General features: G+C 73.0%; 21 protein-coding genes. 14 read left to right on the forward strand and 7 right to left on the reverse strand.

The features are described 5' to 3' along the window. Positions 1–94 precede the first annotated feature (94 nt). On the forward strand, positions 95–1942 hold the full coding sequence (gene glmS / locus ACFY5B_RS18785; protein ID WP_389970268.1) for a glutamine--fructose-6-phosphate transaminase (isomerizing): 1848 nt from the start codon (positions 95–97) through the stop codon (positions 1940–1942). Positions 1943–2060: 118 nt separating this feature from the next. Here glmS and ACFY5B_RS18790 read toward each other — a convergent pair whose 3' ends face one another. After that, a complete protein-coding gene (locus tag ACFY5B_RS18790) occupies positions 2061–2462 on the reverse strand; it encodes a hypothetical protein (RefSeq protein ID WP_389970271.1) in 402 nt (133 codons plus the stop codon). 115 nt (positions 2463–2577) lie between these two features. Here ACFY5B_RS18790 and ACFY5B_RS18795 point away from each other — a divergent pair, with 115 nt between their 5' ends. After that, the gene (locus tag ACFY5B_RS18795; protein ID WP_389970274.1) at positions 2578–2949 is read left to right on the forward strand and encodes a holo-ACP synthase; all 372 of its coding nucleotides are present in this window, start codon (positions 2578–2580) and stop codon (positions 2947–2949) included. A gap of 8 nt (positions 2950–2957) precedes the next feature. On the opposite strand, the gene ACFY5B_RS18800 is transcribed toward ACFY5B_RS18795, so the two are convergent. From ACFY5B_RS18800 to ACFY5B_RS18810, 3 genes are all read right to left on the reverse strand, one after another. Then, the gene (locus ACFY5B_RS18800; RefSeq protein WP_389970277.1) at positions 2958–3230 is read right to left on the reverse strand and encodes a hypothetical protein; all 273 of its coding nucleotides are present in this window, start codon (positions 3228–3230) and stop codon (positions 2958–2960) included. Between the two features lie 129 nt (positions 3231–3359). Continuing rightward, complete coding sequence (locus tag ACFY5B_RS18805) at positions 3360–4049, reverse strand: alpha/beta fold hydrolase (RefSeq protein WP_389970280.1); 690 nt, start codon at positions 4047–4049, stop codon at positions 3360–3362. 210 nt (positions 4050–4259) lie between these two features. Further along, the gene (locus tag ACFY5B_RS18810; protein WP_389970283.1) at positions 4260–5414 is read right to left on the reverse strand and encodes a hypothetical protein; all 1155 of its coding nucleotides are present in this window, start codon (positions 5412–5414) and stop codon (positions 4260–4262) included. Positions 5415–5599: 185 nt separating this feature from the next. Between ACFY5B_RS18810 and ACFY5B_RS18815 the strand changes: the two genes are divergently transcribed. From ACFY5B_RS18815 to ACFY5B_RS18835, 5 genes are all read left to right on the forward strand, one after another. Next, entirely contained in the window at positions 5600–7030 is a 1431-nt protein-coding gene (locus ACFY5B_RS18815; RefSeq protein ID WP_389970285.1) for an NAD(P)H-hydrate dehydratase, read from the forward strand. 413 nt (positions 7031–7443) lie between these two features. Beyond that, positions 7444–8610 carry an alanine racemase gene (gene alr, locus ACFY5B_RS18820; RefSeq protein ID WP_389970287.1) on the forward strand — a complete coding sequence of 389 codons (1167 nt, stop codon included), beginning with the start codon at positions 7444–7446 and terminating at the stop codon, positions 8608–8610. Between the two features lie 105 nt (positions 8611–8715). Continuing rightward, entirely contained in the window at positions 8716–9975 is a 1260-nt protein-coding gene (locus tag ACFY5B_RS18825; RefSeq protein WP_389970290.1) for an alpha/beta fold hydrolase, read from the forward strand. Next, the gene (gene tsaE, locus ACFY5B_RS18830) at positions 9944–10462 is read left to right on the forward strand and encodes a tRNA (adenosine(37)-N6)-threonylcarbamoyltransferase complex ATPase subunit type 1 TsaE (RefSeq protein WP_361950617.1); all 519 of its coding nucleotides are present in this window, start codon (positions 9944–9946) and stop codon (positions 10460–10462) included. The genes ACFY5B_RS18825 and tsaE overlap by 32 nt, the downstream gene beginning before the upstream one ends. Positions 10463–10605: 143 nt before the next feature. Next, complete coding sequence (locus ACFY5B_RS18835) at positions 10606–10773, forward strand: hypothetical protein (RefSeq protein ID WP_389970294.1); 168 nt, start codon at positions 10606–10608, stop codon at positions 10771–10773. A gap of 21 nt (positions 10774–10794) precedes the next feature. Here ACFY5B_RS18835 and ACFY5B_RS18840 read toward each other — a convergent pair whose 3' ends face one another. Then, entirely contained in the window at positions 10795–11361 is a 567-nt protein-coding gene (locus tag ACFY5B_RS18840; protein ID WP_389970297.1) for a hypothetical protein, read from the reverse strand. Positions 11362–11474: 113 nt separating this feature from the next. On the opposite strand from ACFY5B_RS18840, the gene tsaB reads away from it, so the two are divergent. Genes tsaB through ACFY5B_RS18860 form a run of 4 tightly spaced genes read left to right on the forward strand, consistent with a single transcriptional unit; the run spans position 11475 to position 13966 of the window. Continuing rightward, positions 11475–12128, forward strand: a complete 654-nt coding sequence (tsaB, locus tag ACFY5B_RS18845) for a tRNA (adenosine(37)-N6)-threonylcarbamoyltransferase complex dimerization subunit type 1 TsaB (protein ID WP_389970299.1) — start codon at positions 11475–11477, stop codon at positions 12126–12128. After that, entirely contained in the window at positions 12125–12631 is a 507-nt protein-coding gene (rimI, locus tag ACFY5B_RS18850; protein WP_389970302.1) for a ribosomal protein S18-alanine N-acetyltransferase, read from the forward strand. The genes tsaB and rimI overlap by 4 nt, the downstream gene beginning before the upstream one ends. Continuing rightward, the gene (tsaD, locus tag ACFY5B_RS18855; RefSeq protein WP_344459282.1) at positions 12624–13712 is read left to right on the forward strand and encodes a tRNA (adenosine(37)-N6)-threonylcarbamoyltransferase complex transferase subunit TsaD; all 1089 of its coding nucleotides are present in this window, start codon (positions 12624–12626) and stop codon (positions 13710–13712) included. Before rimI ends, tsaD begins: the two co-directional genes overlap by 8 nt. Further along, complete coding sequence (locus ACFY5B_RS18860; protein WP_389970307.1) at positions 13709–13966, forward strand: hypothetical protein; 258 nt, start codon at positions 13709–13711, stop codon at positions 13964–13966. The genes tsaD and ACFY5B_RS18860 overlap by 4 nt, the downstream gene beginning before the upstream one ends. A 9-nt stretch (positions 13967–13975) precedes the next feature. On the opposite strand, the gene ACFY5B_RS18865 is transcribed toward ACFY5B_RS18860, so the two are convergent. Further along, positions 13976–16297: a glycoside hydrolase family 3 N-terminal domain-containing protein gene (locus ACFY5B_RS18865; protein ID WP_389970309.1), complete on the reverse strand. Its 2322-nt coding sequence runs from the start codon at positions 16295–16297 to the stop codon at positions 13976–13978. Between the two features lie 137 nt (positions 16298–16434). On the opposite strand from ACFY5B_RS18865, the gene ACFY5B_RS18870 reads away from it, so the two are divergent. The 3 genes from ACFY5B_RS18870 to ACFY5B_RS18880 all read left to right on the forward strand — a co-directional run bounded on the left by ACFY5B_RS18870 (position 16435) and on the right by ACFY5B_RS18880 (position 19684). After that, positions 16435–17499, forward strand: coding sequence for a LacI family DNA-binding transcriptional regulator (locus tag ACFY5B_RS18870; RefSeq protein WP_389970312.1), 1065 nt, complete (start codon positions 16435–16437; stop codon positions 17497–17499). A gap of 152 nt (positions 17500–17651) precedes the next feature. Beyond that, positions 17652–18701, forward strand: a complete 1050-nt coding sequence (locus ACFY5B_RS18875; RefSeq protein ID WP_389970314.1) for an LCP family protein — start codon at positions 17652–17654, stop codon at positions 18699–18701. Beyond that, entirely contained in the window at positions 18683–19684 is a 1002-nt protein-coding gene (locus ACFY5B_RS18880) for an RNA polymerase sigma factor (protein ID WP_389970317.1), read from the forward strand. Before ACFY5B_RS18875 ends, ACFY5B_RS18880 begins: the two co-directional genes overlap by 19 nt. A 98-nt stretch (positions 19685–19782) precedes the next feature. Here the strand turns inward: ACFY5B_RS18880 and ACFY5B_RS18885 are convergent, their stop codons facing one another. After that, positions 19783–20952, reverse strand: a complete 1170-nt coding sequence (locus ACFY5B_RS18885; protein WP_389970320.1) for a methyltransferase domain-containing protein — start codon at positions 20950–20952, stop codon at positions 19783–19785. Positions 20953–21086: the final 134 nt, after the last annotated feature.

Below are 21086 nucleotides of genomic sequence, written 5' to 3' on the forward strand. Positions count from 1 at the left end.
GAGCCGTCGCGGGAGCCACGGAAGACTGGATTATTTCCGATTCCGGGCACGGGGAAGGGGTTTTCCAAGAGCGTCGGCCCGTAGGCTGCGGCTCATGTGCGGAATCGTGGGATACGTGGGGCCGCAGTCGGCGCTCGATGTGGTGATGGCCGGGCTGAAGCGGCTGGAGTACCGGGGGTACGACTCGGCGGGCGTCGCCGTCCTGGCCGACGGCGGGCTGGCGGCGGCGAAGAAGGCCGGCAAGCTGCTCAACCTGGAGAAGGAACTGGGCGGCAGACCGCTGCCGACCGGCGCGACGGGCATCGGACACACCCGCTGGGCCACGCACGGCGGGCCGACGGACACCAACGCCCACCCGCACATCGACAACGCGGGACGGGTCGCGGTCGTGCACAACGGCATCATCGAGAACTTCGCCCTGTTGCGGGCCGAGCTGACGGAGCGCGGCCATGAGCTGTCCTCCGAGACGGACACCGAGGTCGTGGCGCACCTGCTCGCCGAGGAGTTCTCCTCCTGCGCTGATCTCGCCGAGGCGATGCGGCTGGTGTGCCGGCGGCTGGAGGGCGCGTTCACGCTGGTCGCCGTGCACGCCGACGAGCCGGACGTGGTCGTGGGCGCGCGGCGCAACTCGCCGCTGGTGGTCGGTGTCGGGGAGGGCGAGGCCTTCCTCGCGTCGGACGTCGCCGCGTTCATCGCCCACACGCGCTCGGCGATCGAGCTCGGGCAGGACCAGGTGGTGGAGCTGCGCCGGGACGGCGTGACGGTGACGGGCTTCGACGGCCGCCCGGCCGACGTGCGCTCCTACCACGTCGACTGGGACGCCTCGGCCGCCGAGAAGGGCGGCTACGACTACTTCATGCTCAAGGAGATCGCCGAGCAGCCCAAGGCGGTCGCCGACACGCTCCTGGGCCGGATCGACGGCTCCGGGTCTCTGTCGCTGGACGAGGTGCGGATCCCGGCGGCCGTGCTCCGGGAGATCGACAAGGTCGTCATCGTCGCCTGCGGTACGGCCTTCCACGCCGGGATGATCGCCAAGTACGCGATCGAGCACTGGACGCGGCTGCCCTGCGAGGTGGAGCTGGCGAGCGAGTTCCGCTACCGGGACCCGATCCTGGACGCGCAGACGCTGGTGATCGCCATCTCCCAGTCCGGCGAGACCATGGACACGCTGATGGCGCTGCGGCACGCCCGTGAGCAGGGTTCCAGGGTGCTGGCGATCTGCAACACCAACGGCTCGACGATCCCGCGCGAGTCGGACGCGGTGCTGTACACGCACGCCGGGCCGGAGGTGGCCGTCGCCTCGACCAAGGCGTTCCTGACGCAGCTCGTGGCGTGCTACCTGGTCGCGCTGTACCTGGGCCAGGTGCGCGGCACGAAGTGGGGCGACGAGATCCGGGCGGTGATCCGCGACCTGTCCTCCATCTCCGGTGCCGTGGAGGAGGTGCTGGGCACGATGGAGCCGGTGCGGGAGCTGGCACGCACGCTGGCCTCGAAGAAGACGGTGCTGTTCCTCGGGCGGCACGTGGGGTATCCGGTGGCGCTCGAAGGCGCGCTGAAGCTCAAGGAACTCGCCTACATGCACGCGGAGGGGTTCGCGGCCGGGGAGCTGAAGCACGGGCCGATCGCGCTGATCGAGGAGGACCTGCCGGTGGTCGTGGTGGTGCCGTCGCCGCGCGGCCGGTCGGTGCTGCACGACAAGATCGTGTCCAACATCCAGGAGATCCGGGCGCGCGGCGCGCGGACGATCGTGATCGCGGAGGAGGGTGACGAGGCGGTCGTGCCGTACGCGGATCACCTGATCCGGGTACCGGCCACGCCGACCCTGCTGCAGCCGCTCGTGGCCACGGTGCCGCTGCAGGTGTTCGCCTGTGAGCTGGCGACGGCCCGCGGCAACGAGGTGGACCAGCCCCGGAACCTGGCGAAGTCGGTGACGGTGGAGTGAGGGTGGAGGAGTGGGCGGGGGAGTGAGCGGGGCGCGTTGCCCGGGCACGTGAGGAAGGGGCGAACGGCTCGCTGCCGTTCGCCCCTCGGACAGCCGGTCAGGCCGTCGGGTGCTCGGCTCAGATGGGCAGGCAGGTCGCCGGGACCCAGCCCTCCACGCTGGTGCTGTTGGGGCCGCCGAAGTACCACTTGTTGCTCGTCTTGCCGCAGGCCGTGTAGCTGCCGCCGGTGACGGGCTTGCTACCGCCGAAGCAGATTCCGCCCTTCTGGCCCTTGCCCCAGGTGCCGAGAGCGGTCGAGCTCGTCTTGGGCTGGCTGCGGAGGTTGACGGTCGCCTTGGGCTTCACGTTGGTCAGCGCGCTGCTGCAGTCGGGCTGCGTCGCCGCGGCGGCGGTGCCGGCGGTGGCGACGGTGCCGGTGAGGGCCGTGGCGAGGAGAGCTATGGCACTGGCTGCGGTCCCCAGCGACTTGAACTTCATGGGATCGGTGTCCTCCCGTTTGGTGCGATGCCGTTTGCTCATCGCGGTCAGCGCGAACTCTACCTCTGGGAGGGGGAGTTGAAGATCGCGGGTCGCGCAGGCGGCGCCTCGGGAGCCTTTTCCGCCGGATCCGGCCCGTCACCGTAGGGTGCTGCCCATGAGCATCATCGGGGTCGGCATCGACGTTGCCGAGATCGAACGGTTCGCGGCTTCACTGGAGCGTACGCCCGCGCTGGCCGGACGGCTGTTCGTGGAACGGGAGTTGCTGCTGCCCAGCGGGGAGCGGCGGGGGGCTGCCTCGCTCGCCGCGCGGTTCGCGGCCAAGGAGGCGTTGGCCAAGGCGCTCGGTGCTCCGCCGGGTCTGTTGTGGACCGACGCCGAGGTGTGTGTCGAGGACACCGGGCGGCCTTGGCTGCGGGTGACCGGGACGGTGGCCGCCCGGGCCGCCGAGCTCGGCGTGCGGAGCTGGCACGTGTCGCTGAGTCACGACGCGGGCGTCGCCTCCGCGGTGGTCATCGCAGAGGGGTGAGAGCACCTCTAGGACAGGGTCCAGATCAGCGTGACCGTGCCGATGAAGCCGATCGCGCCCAGGACCGTACCGGCCGCCGCCGGCCACATCCGGCCCATGCCCTTGCGGGCGTAGTGGAGGCCCGTCGCGCCGAACGTCATCGCGAGGGCTCCGGCCAGAACGGTCCATGGGAACAGGAACGCCCAGGTGCCCACGGCCGAGAAGGTGCCGAGGACCAGGGCCGTGGGGCCGAGGGCGGTGGCCGGGCTGTCCGTGTCGCCGGGCGCTGTCGAGCTGGTCATGTCTCGCCGATCCCCCATTTGAACAAGTTCAAAACGTGGATCGATGGTACCGGACGGGGAGCACGACGGTCAGGAGCCGGGATGTCAGGAGCCGGGATGTGAGGAGCCGGGATGTGAGGAGCCGGGATGTCAGGAGCCGGGATGTGAGGAGCCGGGCGGCAATGCGGCGAGGACGGCCGCGAGGCTGTGCGGGTCGCGGCGGGCGATGTTGTGGCCGACGGGAATTTCGTGAACCCGCCAGCCCGAGTCGTTGCGCAACCGTTCGGTCAGGTTCACGAACGGGCTGCCCGTCCACGCGCCACCGCTGATGAACGTCCGGCCGAGCGCACGGCCAAAGTCGCCTCCCAGTCTGATCGACTGGACAAAGCTCGCCATCGGGTGCGGTCGGGCGCGCGGGTCGAGCCCCTCGGGCACTGCGACCCATCGGCCGTCGGCGCGGGCGCCGGAGATGAACAACTCCCGGAAGCTGTCACTGGTCAGGGACCAGCACGAATCCCCGTCGTCCGGGACGTAGGCGTCGATGAAGACGAGCTGGTCGAGGCGGTCGCCGAGCCGGTCCGCCACACCGGCGATCACCATCCCGCCGTAGCTGTGCCCGCACAGCGCGACGGGCGTTCCGTCGCCGCGGTCGATGATCTCGGCTACCTGGTCGATGTGGGTGTCGAGGTTCGGCGGACGGGCCACATCCACCGGACCGTCCGACTCCAGCCCCGACAGGGTCACCGCCTCGACATGATGGCCGTCTCGGCGCAACTCGGCGGCCACCGAGTCGAACACCCAACCGCCCTGCCAACCGCCCGGCACCATCACGAACTTCACCGCGTCATCGTAGGTGAGCAGACCCCGACGAGCCCTGCCGGCCGACGCCCGCTTCGGCACAGCTCGGGCCGACGGCGGCGACCCGCAAGGGGAAACCTCACGCAAAGGCGGCTGCTCCGGTCCCGAGGCCCCCAGCCGGTGTGGTGGCGGGGGCCTCGGGGCAGGGGGGCGGTCAGCGGATCAGGGGGGCGGTCAGCGGATCAGGGGGGGTCAGCAGATCGTCTGGCTGCTGTTCACCCGGGTGATGTTGCGGAACGTCGTGTTCTCGCCGCACGGGCTCTCCCTGATGGCCGAGTTGGTGACCGTCAGGTTCTGGACAGTGATGTCCCTGTTGTTGGGGAACTCCGAGCGGGCGGCCAGGCGCAGTTCGCCGCCGCCGGTGATGGTGCCGCTCCGCGCCGCGAGGTTGACGTTGTAGCAGTTCTCGATCAGGACCGAGTTGTTGCCGGTGTTGGAGAGCGTCACCCGGTCGATCGTCGCGCCACCGCTCTCGGAGACACAGAAGACGCCACGTCCGCCGCCGCGGGCGACGACCTCGCCGACGCGGATGTTGGTGGGGTAGCCGCTGCCGACCCGGCCGTTGCGGTTGGCCATGCGGAAGGCGGCGTAGCCGGTGCCCGTGCCCGCGTTCTCCGCGTCCACCTTGGTGACGTCGGCGTTGATGGTCTGGTTGAGCAGCAGGCCGGACTCGCCGACGTCGCGGGCCGTCACCGTGCCGATGGTCAGGCCGTCGACGCCGTAGGTCTCGACCGCGTGGCTGGACGCGCCGGAGACGTAGACGTCGTCGATGCGGACGTTGCGCGTCCACTGGCTGGTGTCGCCGCGGTTGTCGATGCGGACGCCCAGGCCGCGGGAGAGGCGCATGTCGATCTGGCCGAGCCTCACGTTCTGGACGTTGCGCAGGAAGATGCCGTAGAGCGGGGTGCCGGTGAGCTTGAGGTTCTGGACCTCGATGTCACGGGTGCCGCGGGAGTAGACCGGCGCCTGGTCGCCCGAACCGCTGCCGGTGACGTTGATGGTGCCGCAGACGTCGAGGACGGTGTAGCTCGGCAGGGAGATGCGGGAGCCGGCCGAGATCGAGCCCGAGCCGCGGACCACGACCCGTTCCTTCGAGGTGCGGCCCGCGGTCAGGCTGTTGACGGCCGCCTGTACGGCGGCGCGCATGTCGGTGCCGGTGTGGACCGTGGTGCCGCCGCGCCGGGCGGTCCAGTTGTTGCCGCTCTGCACGGCCTCGGCCTGGTAGGAACCGTCGCCGCAGGCCAGTGCGCGCGTGGGTGCGGCCGTGGCGGGGGCGGTCAGGGTGCCGGCCGTGGTGAGGAGGGCGGTGGCGGCGAGGGCGGCGAGTAATGCGGCTCTGCGTCCCATGGGGGGCCTCGGTTTCGTCGGACGTGGGGGTGTGTGCGAGCGCTGCAAGCGCTTTCTTCGCGGCCGGGAGTCTGGCAAAGGGACGGCAAAGCGTCAATGGGCGCGGCACGGATCGCAGAGCGGGGAGATGCGCGAGGTGCGTCTGAGGGGGAGTGGCCCGGCGGTCCTACGGGAAACTCGACCGCATGCGTACTGCCTACAGCGTGGAGACGGTCCGGAACGCCGAACGGGAGCTGATGGTGCGGCTGCCGGAGGGGGCGCTGATGCAACGCGCCGCCGCCGGGCTCGCCGCGGCCTGCGCCGACCTGCTGGGGCGGGTGTACGGCAGCAGGGTGGTGCTGCTGGTCGGCAGCGGTGACAACGGGGGTGACGCCCTGTACGCGGGGGCCCGGCTGGCCCGGCGGGGGGCCGGTGTCACCGCGGTGCTGCTCGCGCCGGAGCGGGCGCACGCGGCGGGGCTCGCGGCGTTGCGGCGGGCCGGGGGGCGGGTCGCGAGGGCCGGTCAGGGCGAGGCGCTCGTCGAGGACGCGGACCTCGTCCTCGACGGGATCGTCGGGATCGGGGGCAAGGGGGGACTGCGGCCGGACGCGGTGCCGTTGGCCGCCGCTGCCGGGCGGTCGCGGGGAGCCGTGGTGGCCGTCGACCTGCCGAGCGGTGTCGACGCCGACACCGGGGAGGTGCACGGGGCCGCGGTGCGGGCCGACCTGACCGTGACCTTCGGGACCCACAAGCCGGGGCTGCTGATCGATCCGGCGCGGGAGTACGCCGGGTCGGTGCGGCTGGTCGACATCGGGCTGGAGCTGCCCGCCGAGCCGGAGCTGGAGGCGTTGCAGCACGGGGACGTGGCGGAGCTGCTGCCGGTGCCGCGGGCGGAGAGCGACAAGTACCGGCGGGGCGTGGTCGGCATCGCCGCCGGGTCGGCGCGCTACCCGGGGGCCGCCGTGCTGGCCGTCTCGGGCGCGCTGCGGGGTGGGGCCGGGGCCGTGCGGTACGTCGGGCCGGCCGGGGACGCGGTCATCGCGCGGTTCCCCGAGACGCTCGTGTCGGACCAGGGGCCGAAGCACGCCGGGCGGGTGCAGGCGTGGGTCGTGGGACCGGGGGCCGGGGACGACGCCGCGACGGTGGCGGAGGTGCTGGCGGCGGACGTGCCGGTGCTGATCGACGCGGACGGGCTGCGGCTGGCGGACGCCGAGGTCGTGCGGGGGCGGCGGGCGCCGACGCTGATGACACCGCACGCGGGGGAGGCGGCGGCCCTGCTGGGTGTGGACCGGGCGGAGGTCGAGGGCGGCCGGCTGGCTGCGGTCCGGGAGCTGGCCCGGCGGTACGGGGCGACGGTGCTGCTGAAGGGATCCACGACGCTGGTGGCCGACTCGGGAGGCGGCGCGGTGCGGGTGAACCCGACGGGGACGGGGTGGTTGGCCACGGCCGGGAGCGGGGACGTGCTGTCGGGGCTCGGCGGATCGCTGCTGGCGGCGGGGCTGTCCGCGGTGGACGCGGGGAGCGTCGGGGCGTATCTGCACGGACTCGCCGGGCGGCTGGCGGCGGACGGGGCGCCGGTGGGGGCGCACGATGTGGCCGAGGCGGTGCCGGAGGCCTGGCGGAATGTGCTGGGGTGACGGCCTGAGGTATCTGGATGGGTTGGCCGGGGGCCGGCGCGGGTGGGCGCCGGTGGGTATGGCGTGGCCGGGGCGGTGCCGGAGGCTTGGCGGAATGTGCTGGGGTGACGGCCTGAGGTATCTGGATGGGTTGGCCGGGGCCGGCGCGGGTGGGCGCCGGTGGGTATGGCGTGGCCGGGGCGGTGCCGGAGGCTTGGCGGAATGTGCTGGGGTGACGGCCCGGATACGAGGGAAACCACTCCGATGGCGGCAGGGGAATCACGGGCCGACGCCGGTCGACCCGCCCGGGCCGTCGTCCCGGTACGGATCGCCGCACACCGCCGTCGGCTCGCTGCCGCGTCGCTCCGGCCGTGGGCGACGCACAGGGGCATGTAGCCGACCCGCCGTCGGAGCCCTCTGAGACACTGGGCGCGATGAGCGAGAGAACAGCCGCGACCGCGCCCCTGCGGGCCCGCGCCGAGATCGACCTGGCGGCCCTGCGGGCCAATGTGCGGGCCCTGCGCGCCCATGCGCCGGGCGCGGCCGTCATGGCCGTGGTGAAGTCCGAGGCGTACGGCCACGGGGCTGTGCCGTGCGCCCGCGCGGCGCTCGCCGCCGGGGCGACCTGGCTGGGCACGGCCACGCCCGAGGAGGCCCTGGCCCTGCGGGCCGCCGGGTTGCCGGGCCGCATCATGTGCTGGCTGTGGACGCCCGGCGGGCCCTGGTGCGAGGCGATCGAGGCCGAGCTGGACGTGTCGGTCAGCGCGATGTGGGCCCTGGAGGAGGTCGTCGAGGCGGCCAGGGGAGCCGGCCGGCCCGCTCGGGTGCAGCTGAAGGCCGACACCGGCCTCGGACGCAACGGCTGCCAGCCCGGGGCCGACTGGGCCGCGCTCGTCGATGCGGCGCTGCGGGCCGAGGCCGAGGGGCTGCTGCGCGTCACGGGGCTGTGGTCGCACTTCGCCTGCGCCGACGAGCCAGGGCACCCCTCCATCGCCGCCCAGCTCGCCGTGTTCCGGGACATGGTCGCCCACGCCGAGGGGCGGGGCGTACGGCCCGAGGTCCGGCACATCGCCAACTCCCCGGCCACCCTCACGCTCCCCGACAGCCACTTCGACCTGGTCCGCACCGGCATCGCCACCTACGGCATCTCGCCCAGCCCCGAGCTCGGCACCCCGGCCGACTTCGGGCTGCGCCCGGTGATGACGCTGTCCGCCTCGCTGGCCCTGGTCAAGCAGGTACCGGGCGGGCACGGCGTCAGCTACGGCCACCGGTACGTGACACCCGGCCCGACCACCCTCGGCCTGGTGCCGCTGGGCTACGCGGACGGCATCCCGAGGCACGCCTCCTCGGCCGGGCCGGTGCTGGTCGAGGGCAAGTGGCGCACGATCGCCGGGAGGGTCGCCATGGACCAGTTCGTGGTGGATCTGGGGGGCGACGAACCCGCGGCGGGGACCCGGGCGGTCCTCTTCGGGGCCGGGGACCGGGGTGAGCCCACCGCGGAGGACTGGGCCCAGGCGGCCGGAACCATCGCCTACGAAATCGTGACCCGGATCGGAACGCGTGTTCCTCGCGTCTATGTGAATGAGGAACAGGACGGGTAACTCGCACAGAGAACCGGTCACGCGAGCAACGGCAGCCACAAAGGCAACATCAGCATCACCCGACCCGAGTCACCCGATCGGCACCCCGGCGAAGAGGAGCGGTACGTGAGCGAGAGCAGCGCGGAGGTCGTCGCGGACGTCGCCTCCGCGGCCGTCGCGGCCTCCGCCGCGGGGGCGGCGGGAGGCTGGCGCCGGGCGACCGGTATCGCCGGTGTGGCGATAGGCGTGGTGGCCGCGGGCGCGGCCGCCGGTGTCGCCCTGGAGCGGATGACGGTCGGCCGCGGCATGCGCCAGAAGGCCCGGCTCGCACTGGACTCGGCGGGACCCTACGGCTCCCTGCGGGGGATGCCCGGCAAGGCGTTCGCCGACGACGGCACGGAGCTGTACTACGAGGTCGACGACCTCGACGAGGAGGCCGCCCCCGCCGCCCTCGGCCCGCGTCGCCGCCGGCTGTTCGGCCGCAAGTCGCCCGCTCCCGTCACCGTCGTGTTCAGCCATGGCTACTGCCTCAACCAGGATTCCTGGCACTTCCAGCGGGCGGCCCTGCGGGGCGTCGTGCGGACCGTGCACTGGGACCAGCGCAGCCACGGCCGGTCCGGGCGGGGCGTGGCCCAGACGCGGGACGACGAGCCGGTCACCATCGAGCAGCTGGGCCGGGACCTGAAGTCCGTCATAGACGCGGCGGCACCCGAGGGGCCGCTGGTGCTCGTCGGGCACTCCATGGGCGGCATGACGGTGATGGCGCTGGCCGACCAGTACCCGGAGCTGATCCGCGAGCGGGTCGTCGGGGTCGCCTTCGTGGGCACGTCGTCGGGGCGGCTCGGCGAGGTCAACTACGGCCTGCCCGTCGCCGGGGTCAACGCGGTGCGGCGGGTGCTGCCCGGGGTGCTGAAGGCGCTGGGGCAGCGGGCCGAGCTGGTGGAGAAGGGACGCCGGGCGACCGCGGACCTGTTCGCCGGGATCATCAAGCGGTACTCCTTCGCGTCCCGGGACGTCGACCCGGCCGTCGCCCGGTTCGCCGAGCGGATGATCGAGAGCACACCGATCGACGTGGTCGCCGAGTACTACCCGGCGTTCAACGACCACGACAAGACCGAGGCGCTGGCCCACTTCGCCGACCAGCCGGTCCTCGTGCTGGCCGGGGTACACGACCTGGTCACGCCGAGTGAGCACAGCGAGGCCATCGCCGATCTGCTCCCGGACGCCGAGCTGGTGCTGGTGCCGGACGCGGGGCACCTGGTGATGCTGGAACACCCGGAAGTGGTCACCGACCGCCTCGCCGACCTGCTCACCCGCACGGGTGCCGTGCCCGCAGGGGCTACCGTGAAGGGCTATGGAAGCACCAGCACCGCACAGCCCGGCTGAGCCCGGTTCCGTCCAGATCGTCGTCACGTCCCCCGAGCAGATGCGGGAGCTGGGCCGCCGGCTCGCGAAACTGCTGCGCGCCGGTGACCTGGTGATGCTCAGCGGGGAACTCGGCGCGGGCAAGACGACGCTGACCCGAGGCCTGGGCGAGGGGCTCGGCGTGCGCGGGGCCGTCACCTCGCCGACCTTCGTGATCGCCCGGGTGCACCCCTCGCTGGGCGAGGGACCGCCGCTGGTCCACGTCGACGCCTACCGCCTGTCCGGCGGTCTCGACGAGATGGAGGACCTCGACCTCGACGTCTCGCTGCCCGACTCCGTGGTGGTCGTGGAGTGGGGCGAGGGCAAGGTCGAGGAGCTGACCGAGGACCGGCTCCAGGTCGTGATCCACCGGGCGGTGGGCGACACGACCGACGAGGTCCGGCAGATGACGGTCACCGGTGTGGGGGAACGCTGGGCCACGGCGGACCTGAGCGTGCTCGCCGCCTGAGTCCCGGTGTGCGGGCATTTGATGGACGTTCCGACAAGACGTCGGCAAGATGTTGCATCCGGCGTCTTGTGCGTGGTCACATGGTATCCAGTCAGTGGTTAGGTCTGCCTAACTACGTTGCCCCGTCCCTTCGGGAGGCGTCCATGTCGGCTACAGAGAGCAAGGGGCAGCCGCAGTGGTTCGCGGTCGCCGGGGTGTCCATGCGCGACCTGCTGGCGGCCGGCGAGGCGGCGGCGCTGATCTCCACGCCCCCGCGCGCTCCCGAGCCGGAATTCTCGGAGCGGGTCCCCGGGCATCGTGAGGCGGCCTGAGGCCTGATCCGCCGGCAGGCCCTAGCGGACGACCACGACCGTGCGGCCGATCGTCGCGAACGTCCACATCGCGTCGCCGTCCGCGCGGGACTCGCGGATACCGCCCGTGCGGACCTTCGGGCCGGGGGCGGGGGCCGGGGTGGCCGACTCGTTCACGGCCGCGCTGAAGCCGATGACCACGCCGTCCACACTCGCGAAGCGCACCACGTGCTCGACCGGTACGCCGTCGGAGCCGGTGATCGAGTTGGAGCGGGACGTCACCGAGTAGGTGCCCGGGGCCGGGTCCACCGCACTCGGGTCGACCTCGAAGGTACGGCTGATCGCCTCGTCCCCGGCGACCAGCCACACCCGGTCGCCGCGCAGCGAGTAGACGACCCGGGCGCCCTTGCCGGATTCGGGGGGCAGCGCGGTGGGGTCCTTCTTGACCTGGGGTGCCTTCGATGTGCCGGCCGCCGGCGCGACACCCGCCTTCGCCGCCCTGCCCAGACCGGCCGGGAGGGTCTCGGCCGCCTGGTGGGCGAGGTAGCCGACCGTCGCTAGGGCCGCGGCGGTGAGCCCGGCCACGATTCCCGAGCTGCTGGTTGCCACCGGCGTCCACCTCACGTCCTGCGTCCCTGTCGTGACGGTAGGTGACGGTAGCAGCAGGCGACGACCCGACAGGCGCGACCGTGCCGGGCCCCGGGGAGCCGTAGGCTGTTTGCGTGCTCTTGCTCGCTCTGGATACCGCCACGCCCGCCGTCACCGTCGCGCTGCACGACGGACGCGATGTCATCGCCTCGTCGAGTCAGGTGGACGCGCGGCGGCACGGGGAACTGCTGCTGCCTGCGATCGACCGGGTCTTCGCCGAGGCCGGTCTGCGGCTCGACGCCGTCACCGGGGTCGTCGCCGGGATCGGTCCCGGACCGTACACCGGGCTGCGCGTCGGCCTGATGACCGCCGACACCTTCGGGCTCGCGCTCGGCGTCCCCGTGCACGGCGTGTGCACGCTGGACGGCCTAGCCTACGCCGCCGACCTGCAGGGCCCGTTCGTCGTCGCCACCGACGCCCGCCGCAAGGAGGTGTACTGGGCCCGCTACAGCGACTCCCGCACCCGGGTGACCGACCCGGCCGTGGACCGGCCCGCCGACATCGCCGAGCAGGTCGCGGGGTTGCCCGCGGTCGGCGCGGGCGCGCTGCTGTACCCGGAGACCTTCCCCAAGGCGCACGAGCCGGAGCACGTCTCCGCCGCCGCCCTCGCCCGGCTGGCCGCCGAGAAGCTGGCGGCCGGTGAGGAACTCCCCGCGCCCCGGCCGCTGTACCTGCGCCGCCCCGACGCCCAGGTCCCCAAGAACTACAAGGTGGTCACGCCCAAGTGACCGAACCCGTGACGTGCACGCTGCGCGAGATGCGCTGGTGGGACATCGACCCCGTGCTGGAGCTGGAGCGGGACCTGTTCCCCGAGGACGCCTGGTCCCGGGGCATGTTCTGGTCCGAGCTGGCCCACGCGCGCGGGCCCGAGGCCAACCGGCGGTACGTGGTCGCCGAGTCCGGCTCCGGGATCGTCGGGTACGCCGGTCTCGTCGCCACCGGCGAGCAGGCCGACGTCCAGACCATCGCCGTGTCCCGCGCCCTGTGGGGCACCGGCCTGGGCGGACGTCTGCTGGCCGAACTGCTGCGGGCGGCCACCACCTTCGAGTGCGCCGAGGTGATGCTGGAGTGCCGGGTCGACAACGTCCGCGCACAGAAGCTCTACGAGCGCTTCGGCTTCGAGCCCATCGGTTTCCGGCGCGGCTACTACCAGCCCGGCAACGTGGACGCCCTGGTGATGCGCCTGACCTCCCCCGAGAACTCCGTACAAGGAACCGAGATCAATGGCTGACGAACCCCTCGTACTGGGAATCGAGACGTCCTGCGACGAGACCGGCGTCGGCATCGTCCGGGGCACCACCCTGCTGGCCGACGCCGTCGCCTCCAGCGTCGACGAGCACGCCCGCTTCGGCGGTGTCGTCCCGGAGGTCGCGAGCCGCGCCCACCTGGAGGCGATGGTCCCCACCATCGACCGCGCCCTGAAGGAGGCGGGCGTCACCGCCCGCGACCTCGACGGCATCGCCGTCACCGCCGGTCCCGGTCTCGCCGGTGCCCTGCTGGTCGGCGTCTCCGCGGCGAAGGCCTACGCCTACGCCCTCGGCAAGCCCCTCTACGGCGTCAACCACCTCGCCTCGCACATCTGCGTGGACCAGCTGGAGCACGGCGCGCTGCCCGAGCCGACCATGGCCCTGCTGGTCTCCGGCGGCCACTCCTCGCTGCTGCTGTCCTCGGACATCACCTCCGACGTCCGCCCGATGGGCGCCACCATCGACGACGCGGCCGGCGAGGCCTTCGACAAGATCGCCCGTGTGCTGAACCTCGGCTTCCCCGGCGGCCCCGTCATCGACCGGTACGCGAAGGAGGGCGACCCGACCGCGATCGCCTTCCCCCGGGGCCTGACCGGCCCGCGCGACCCGGCCTACGACTTCTCCTTCTCGGGACTGAAGACCGCCGTGGCGCGCTGGATCGAGGCCAAGCGGGCGGCGGGGGAGGAGGTGCCCGTGCGGGACGTGGCGGCGTCCTTCCAGGAGGCGGTCGTGGACGTGCTGACCCGCAAGGCCGTCCGGGCGTGCAAGGACGAGGGCGTCGACCACCTGATGATCGGCGGCGGCGTGGCCGCCAACTCCCGGCTGCGTGTCCTCGCCCAGGAGCGCTGCGAGGCCGCCGGGATCCGGCTGCGCGTGCCGCGGCCCAAGCTGTGCACGGACAACGGCGCGATGGTCGCCGCCTTGGGCGCCGAGATGGTCGCCCGGAACCGGGCGGCGTCGAGCTGGGACCTGTCGGCGGACTCCTCGCTGCCGGTGACGGAGCCTCACGTCCCGGGCGACCACGACCATGTGCACGAGGTCAGCAAGGAGAACCTGTACTCGTGACGGTCGCCTTGATGTGGGAGGCCCGGGCGTCCGAGGGACGGGGCGAGGACCTGCTGGCCTGGGCGCGCGCCCAGAAGCTCCCCCGTGAGCCCCTGCGCCGGGAAACCTTCCGGGCGCCCCAGGACCGGGTCCTCGTCCTCACCTGGTGGGACGCGCCCTTCGACGCCGAGCTGCCCGAACTGCCCGAGCCTGACGGTGAGTTGATCAGCCGGGCGGTGCATCGCTGGCGGTTCGAGTCGGTGGCGGCCGACTGACCGGGCCGGTCAGCCGGGGACCGGGGACACCTCCGTCTCGCAGCGCAGCCGCCGCTCCGCGCCGAGCGCCCGCACCGGGCCCGTGAGGGTGAGGTGCGCGATGTGCCGTACGTCCGCGCTGGAGGCGGCCAGCCGCAGTTCCAGGGCGCCCGGTTCCACCACCCGGCGGCCCGAACGGTCGGTGAACGCCGACAGGTCCGCGTGGAAGCGGAACGTGACCCGGGCCGCCTCGCCTGGGGCCAGCTCCACCCGCCGGTAGCCGATCAGCCGGACGTCGGGGCGGGTCACCGAGGCCACCGGGTCGTGCAGATACAGCTGCACGACCTCGGCCCCCTCGCGCTCGCCGGTGTTCCGGACGGTCACCGACACGTCGTGGGAGCCGTCCGTGCCGACCTCGGCCGGTTGCGTCGCCGAGCAGTCCTCCCAGGTGAACGCCGTGTACGAGCGGCCGTGGCCGAAGGCGTACAGCGGGGTCGGGTCGAGGTTGCTGACTTCGCCCGCCAGGCCCAGGGGCGGCTGCAGGTAGGTCCAGGGCTGCCCGCCCGGGACCTGCGGGACGCTGACGGGCAGGCGGCCCGAGGGGTTCACACGGCCCGACAGGACGCCCGCGACCGCCGGGCCGCCCTCCTCCCCCGGGAAGAACGCCTGGACGACCGCCCCGAGGCGGCCCTGCCAGCGGCCCAGGGCGTAGGGACGGCCGGTCAGCAGCACCAGCACCACGGGGACGCCGGTGGCGACCAGCGCGTCCAGCAGGTCGCCCTGGATGCCCGGCAGGCCGAGATCCGTGGCGTCGCAGCCCTCGCCCGAGGTGCCGCGGCCGAACAGGCCCGCCCGGTCGCCGAGGACCGCCACGCACACGTCCGCCTCGGCGGTGCGGGCGACGGCCTCCTCGAAACCCCCGGTGTCCGGGGCCGTCACGTCGCAGCCCTGCGCGAACGTCACCTTGGCATCGGGGAGTTCGGTGCGCAGCGCGTCCAGGACGGTCGGGATCTCGATGCCGGCCGGCACCTCGGGGTGATGGGTGAGGACGTGGGACGGGAAGGAGTAGCAGCCCAGCATGGCCAGGGCGTCGGCCGCCCGGGGGCCGACCACCGCGATGCGGGTGTCGGGGGCCAGCGGGAGCAGGCCGTCGGGGTTGTCGAGCAGGACCACCGACTCCTCGGCCATACGGCGGGCGAGGATGCGGTTGCCCGTCGAGTCGAGGTTGATCGCGGTGGCCGGCTCCGGGGTCCAGTCCTCGTCCAGCAGGCCCAGTTCGCACTTCTGGAACAGGACGCGACGGGCCGCCCGGTCCACGAGCTCCTCGGGGACCGCGCCCGAGCGGACCGCCTCCAGCAGCGGCCGGCCGTAGCACTTGACGGTCGGCAGTTCGACGTCGATGCCGGCGGTGAGGGCCGCGTGGGCCGCCCCGGCCGGGGTCGCGGCGACGCGGTGCAGGGTCTGGAGGAAGCCGATACCGAAATAGTCGGCGACGACCGTGCCGGTGAAGCCCCACTCCTCGCGCAGCAGATGGGTGAGCAGCCCGGGGTCCGCGGAGGCCGGGACACCGTCCGTCTCGGTGTAGGCGGCCATCACCGAGCGGGCGCCGCCCTCGCGCAGGGCCATCTCGAAGGGCGGCAGGGTGACGTCGGCGAACTCGCGCACCCCGGCCCGTACCGGGGCGAGGTTGCGGGCACCGGCCGAGGAGGCGTACCCGGCGAAGTGTTTGAGCGTGGCGACGACCCCCGCCGCTTCCAGGCCCCGCACATAGGCCGCGCCGACCGTGCCGACCAGGTACGGGTCCTCGCCGATCGTCTCCTCCACACGGCCCCAGCGCGGATCGCGTACGACGTCGAGCACGGGCGCGAGACCCTGGTGGACGCCGGCCGAGCGCAGGTCGTCGCCGATGCGCCGGGCCATTTCCTCGACCAGAGGCGGGTCCCAGGTCGCGCCCCAGGCCAGCGGGACCGGGTAGGCCGTGGCCTGCCAGGCGGTGAAGCCGGCCAGGCACTCCTCGTGCGCGATCGCCGGGATGCCGAAGCGCCCGGCCTCGGTGATACGGCGCTGGGCGCGGGCCAGAGCCTGCGCGCCCAGCGCCGGGTCGACGGGGGCGGTGCCGAAGGAGCGCGTGAGCTGGCCCAGGCCGTGGGTGATCAGCTCGTCCCATTCCTCGTCGGAGGACTCGACGGTCATGTCGTGCTGGTGCGGAGCGACCCCGTCGCCGTCCGTCGCGGCGCCCACCCACACGCCGTACAGCTGGGCGGTCTTCTCCTCCAGGGTCATCCGGGAGAGCAGGTCGTCGACGCGGGCGGCGGCGGGCAGCGCGGGATCACGCCAGGGCGCGGTGGTCATGAAGCTCCTGTCGGGGGGACGGACGGCCCTCTCACGAACGTTTTCACGAATGTTTCGTTATGAACTTCGAATGTTCCGGGAACCTATGGCGGTGCGAGGACTTCGTCAAGGGGGCCCGCAGGGTTACGATCGCCGCCATGACATCCCCGGAGCCCGTTGAAAGCCGGACGCAGAACCGGACGCAGGGGCGTGCCGCGCAGACCGCGACGCTCGCCGAGATCGCCCGTGAGGCCGGTGTGTCGGCGCCGACTGTTTCGAAGGTGCTGAACGGCCGCGCCGACGTCGCCCCGGCCACCCGGGCCCGCGTCGAGGACCTGCTGCGCGTCCACGGCTACCGGCGCCGCCGTGCCGAGGCGACCCGTTCGCCCCTGATCGACCTGGTCTTCCACGAGCTGGAGAGCGCCTGGGCGATGGAGGTCATCCGGGGTGTGGAGAACGTGGCCCGGGACGCCGGCCTCAGTGTCGTGCTGTCCGAGAGCGCGGGGCGGCTCACCCCCGGGCGGACCTGGGCCGACCAGGTCGCCGCGCGCCGGCCGCACGGCGTGATCCTGGTCCTGTCCGGGCTCGACGAGTCGCAGCGGGCGCTGCTGACCAGCCGGTCCATCCCGTTCGTGGTGATGGACCCGGCCGGCGACCCCGGCGCCGACGTGCCGTCCATCGGCGCGACCAACTGGCAGGGCGGTCTCGCGGCCACCCGGCATCTGGTCGAGCTGGGGCACCGCAGGATCGGCGCGATCAGCGGACCCTCGCAGATGATGTGCAGCCGGGCCAGGATCGACGGCTACCGGGCCGCGCTGGAGACGGCCGGGCTGCCGGTGGATCCCGCCCTGATCGCGAGCGGCGACTTCCACCACGAGGCCGGCTACCGGCTCGGCCTGGAGCTGCTGCGCAGCCCGGACCGGCCGACCGCGGTCTTCGCCGGGAACGACCTGCAGGCGCTCGGGCTGTACGAGGCCGCACGTGAGCTGGGGCTGCGCATTCCCGAGGACCTGAGCGTGGTCGGGTTCGACGATCTGCCCGTGGCGCCCTGGGTCGGGCCGCCGCTGACGACCGTACGGCAGCCCCTGACCGAGATGGCCGAGGCGGCGGCCAAGCTGCTCCTCGATCTCGGGCGGGACGAGGGGGCTGTGGCGGCGACCCGTGTGGAACTGGCGACGAGCCTGGTGGTGCGCAGCAGTACCGCGGGGCCGGGGGAGCGGTAGGCGCTGTATCGAGGGGATGTGTTTCGGACACCTCCGCCCGAGCCGAAGACAGTCGGAGGCGCCTTCGAAAGTTTCGGTGGGTCCGGGTCCTGAATCTGAGAATTTCCGAAGAAAGGCCACGCTGAGCTCCCTGGCCGTAATAATTCGGACTTATGTTCCTGCTCGTGACGGGACACCACGGGGACCAGGACACAGAAGCGGGCCGGCGGTCGAGAGCGTTGAGGATCGCCGGCCTCACCTTGGCGGGGACGCTGGTGCTGGGCGCCGGGGCGGCCGGCTGGGCCTACTGGCATCTCAGCGACAACATCACCGGCGTCGACATCGACAGCGCGCTGGGCGACGACCGGCCGCCGAAGCCGCTGAGCACACCGTCGCCCTCGGCCCCGGCCGCGCCGAGCGAGGCCCTCAACATCCTGGTCCTGGGCTCGGACTCGCGCAGCGGCAAGGAGAACCGCCGGATCGGCGGCGGCGACAGTGAGGGCGCCCGGTCCGACACGGCGATGGTCGTCCATCTCGACGCCGGGCGGACCGGCGCGACGGTGGTGAGCATCCCGCGCGACACCCTGGTCACCCGCCCGTCCTGCCCACGCCCCTCCGGGGGCTCGACGCAGGTCGCCCACCACTCGATGTTCAACAGCGCGTACGAGGTGGGCGGTCCGGTCTGTGCGGTGAAGACGGTCGAGGCGATGACGAACGTCCGCATGGACCACTACCTCGAGATCGACTTCTCCGGCTTCGCCCGGCTGGTCGACGCGCTGGGCGGCGTCACCGTCACCACGGACGAGGACATCGCCGACGAGGACAGCCATCTGCGGCTGAAGGCGGGCACCCATCACCTGGACGGCACCCAGGCCCTCGCGCTCGCCCGCACCCGGCACGGCATAGGCGACGGCAGCGACCTGGGCCGCATAGGCCTTCAGCAGAAGCTGGTGAAGGCCCTGCTGGAGCAGATCTCCTCCCAGGACCTGCTCACCGACCCGGCCAAGCTGTACCGCGTCGCCGACACCGTCACCGCCGGCCTCACCACCGACACCGGCCTGGACTCCCTCGCCGAACTGACCCGCCTCGGGCAGAGCCTGCAGGGCCTCTCGGCGAACGGGGTACGGACGGTGATGATGCCCGTGGTGCAGGCGCCGTCGGATCCCAACCGGGTGGTGGCCGAGGAACCGGAGGCCAAGAGGCTGTGGGAGTCGCTGCGCTGACCTGGGGAAACGCCTCGCGGAAAAAATCGGAGCCCGCCGACCCCGACGACATCGACGACGACCTGCTGCGCCTGGTCTTCACCGACTGCCACCCGGTCCTGTCCACCGAGGCCCGCACCGCCCTCACCCTGCGTCTGCTCGGCGGCCTGACCACGCTTGAGATCGCCCGCGCCTTCCTGGTCCCGGAGCCGACGATCGCGCAGCGCGTCGTCCGCGCCAAACGCACCCTCGCGACGCGGAACATCGCCTTCGAGGTACCCCACGGCCCCGACCGCGAGGCCCGCCTCGGCTCGGTCCTCGACGTCATCTACCTGATCTTCAACGAGGGATACGCCGCCACGTCCGGCGACGACTGGCTCCGCCCGTCCCTGTGCGAGGACGCCCTGCGCCTGGCCCGGGTGCTGTCGGCCCTGATGCCGAAGGAGCCCGACGTGCACGGCCTCACCGCGCTCCTGGAGCTCCAGGCCTCCCGTACGGCGGCCCGCACGGGTCCCTCCGGTGAGCCGGTCCTCCTGAAGGACCAGAACCGCTCCCGCTGGAACCGCATGCTCATCGCCCGCGGCATCGCGGCGCTGGGCCGGGCGGCGGCCACCTCCTCCGGCGCCCCGGGCCCGTACACCCTGCAAGCGGCCATCGCCGCCTGCCACGCGCACGCGTACACCCACGAGGAGACCGACTGGTCCCGCATCGCCACCCTCTACGGCCTCCTGGCCGCCCGCTCCCCGTCCCCGGTCGTGGAGCTGAACCGCGCGGTGGCCGTCTCGATGTCCGAGGGCCCGGGCCGGGCCCTCGCCCTCGTCGACGCCCTGGCCGACGACCCGGCCCTGCGCGACCACCACCTGCTGCCCAGCGTCCGCGGCGACCTCCTCGCCCGCCTCGGCCGTCCGCAGGAGGCCCGGGCGGAGTTCGAGCGGGCGGCGTCCCTGACCCGGAACGAACGGGAGCGGGAACTGCTGCTGAGGCGGGCGTCGGAGCAGTCCTGACGGCTGCGCCTGGCCGCCCGGGTGCCCGGCGAACAACGGGCGGTCCCTGACGGCTGCGACCGGGCGGGGCGCCGGATGCGCATCGGGCAGTCTGACGGCTACGCCCGCACGGGGTGCCCGATGAGCATCGCCGGTGACCCCGCGACCCTGGTCAGGAACACCGTCGCCGCGTGCGGGCCCTGCGGCTTGACCTTCCTGCGGAGCTCCTCCGGCTCGACCGCCGAACCCCGCTTCTTCACGGTCAGCGTGCCGACCTGCCGCTCCCGCAGGAGGGCCTTCAGCTTCTTGACGTTGAAGGGCAGGTGGTCGGTGATCTCGTAGGCCGTGGCGTACGGGGTCGGGCGCAGGGCGTCGGCCGTGACGTACGCGATGGTCGCGTCGAGCAGGCCGCCGTCGACCTGGTCGGCCACCTCGGCGACCAGGTGGGCGCGGATGACGGCGCCGTCGGGCTCGTAGAGGTAGCGGCCGGGCGGGCGGACGTCCGGGTCGGGCAGGCCCCGGGAGAGCAGACTGCGGGGGCCCGGCAGGAGGGTCGCCCGGACCGCCCCCGGCTCGGTGCCGAACCACAGCACCGCCTCCTTGACGTCCCCGCCGTCGGAGATCCACTCGGCCTCGGCGTCCTCGGGGACCGCCTCGTGCGGGATACCGGGGGCGATCTTCAGCGCGGCGGCGCGAGGGGCCCGGCGTGCGGCGGAGACCGCCCAGGACAGGGGAGGGGAGTAGGCCTCGGGGTCGAAGATCCGGCCGCGTCCGCCGCGCCGGGCGGGGTCCACGAAGACGGCGTCAAAACCGGCCGTGTCCACCTCCGCCACGTCCGCCTCGCGTACCTCGACGAGACCGGCCAGGTCCAGCGCGTCGGCGTTGGCCCGGGCCGCGGCGGCGGTCTGCGGGTCCCGGTCCACGGCCAGGACCCGGATTCCGGCGCGGGCCAGCGCGATCGCGTCACCGCCGATGCCGCAGCACAGGTCGGCGACCGATGTGATGCCCGACTCGGCCATGCGCCGGGCCCGGTAGGCCGCCACGCTCGCCCGGGTCGACTGCTCGACGCCGTTCGGCGTGAAGAACATCCGGCCCGCGTCCTCGGCCCCGAACTTCACCACCGCCCGCTGCCGCAGCCGTGCCTGTCCCAGCGCCGCCGACACCAGCTCGGCGGGGTGCTCGCGGCGCAGCCGGGTCGCGACGGCCAGCTCCTGCGCCGGGTCGGTGTCCCGCACCTCGTCGAGGAGAACGCGGCCTTCGGGGGTGAGGAGGAGGGCGAGGTCGTTCACCGGATCATTGTCGGCCACGGGAAACAGGGGGCGGTGGCCGGTCCTGCGGTGGCCGGTCCGGTGCGGGCACTGTCCGGGGCCGGCCACTCGGGGCCCCGCCGCCCTGTGGGCCGGTCGGTGGACGGTGAGCCGCC

Origin of the sequence: Streptomyces sp. NPDC013187, assembly GCF_042899705.1 — a bacterium.
In the GTDB taxonomy this organism is placed as follows: Bacteria; Actinomycetota; Actinomycetes; order Streptomycetales; family Streptomycetaceae; genus Streptomyces; species Streptomyces hawaiiensis_A.

Excerpts from the sequence above, each read along its gene's own strand:
- glmS (WP_389970268.1), top strand. The coding sequence starts at position 95 with ATGTGCGGAATCGTGGGATACGTGGGGCCGCAGTCGGCGCTCGATGTG.
- ACFY5B_RS18790 (WP_389970271.1), bottom strand. The coding sequence starts at position 2,462 with ATGAGCAAACGGCATCGCACCAAACGGGAGGACACCGATCCCATGAAG.
- ACFY5B_RS18795 (WP_389970274.1), top strand. The coding sequence starts at position 2,578 with ATGAGCATCATCGGGGTCGGCATCGACGTTGCCGAGATCGAACGGTTC.
- ACFY5B_RS18800 (WP_389970277.1), bottom strand. The coding sequence starts at position 3,230 with ATGACCAGCTCGACAGCGCCCGGCGACACGGACAGCCCGGCCACCGCC.
- ACFY5B_RS18810 (WP_389970283.1), bottom strand. The coding sequence starts at position 5,414 with ATGGGACGCAGAGCCGCATTACTCGCCGCCCTCGCCGCCACCGCCCTC.
- ACFY5B_RS18815 (WP_389970285.1), top strand. The coding sequence starts at position 5,600 with ATGCGTACTGCCTACAGCGTGGAGACGGTCCGGAACGCCGAACGGGAG.
- alr (WP_389970287.1), top strand. The coding sequence starts at position 7,444 with ATGAGCGAGAGAACAGCCGCGACCGCGCCCCTGCGGGCCCGCGCCGAG.
- tsaE (WP_361950617.1), top strand. The coding sequence starts at position 9,944 with ATGGAAGCACCAGCACCGCACAGCCCGGCTGAGCCCGGTTCCGTCCAG.
- ACFY5B_RS18835 (WP_389970294.1), top strand. The coding sequence starts at position 10,606 with ATGTCGGCTACAGAGAGCAAGGGGCAGCCGCAGTGGTTCGCGGTCGCC.
- tsaD (WP_344459282.1), top strand. The coding sequence starts at position 12,624 with ATGGCTGACGAACCCCTCGTACTGGGAATCGAGACGTCCTGCGACGAG.
- ACFY5B_RS18865 (WP_389970309.1), bottom strand. The coding sequence starts at position 16,297 with ATGACCACCGCGCCCTGGCGTGATCCCGCGCTGCCCGCCGCCGCCCGC.
- ACFY5B_RS18870 (WP_389970312.1), top strand. The coding sequence starts at position 16,435 with ATGACATCCCCGGAGCCCGTTGAAAGCCGGACGCAGAACCGGACGCAG.
- ACFY5B_RS18875 (WP_389970314.1), top strand. The coding sequence starts at position 17,652 with ATGTTCCTGCTCGTGACGGGACACCACGGGGACCAGGACACAGAAGCG.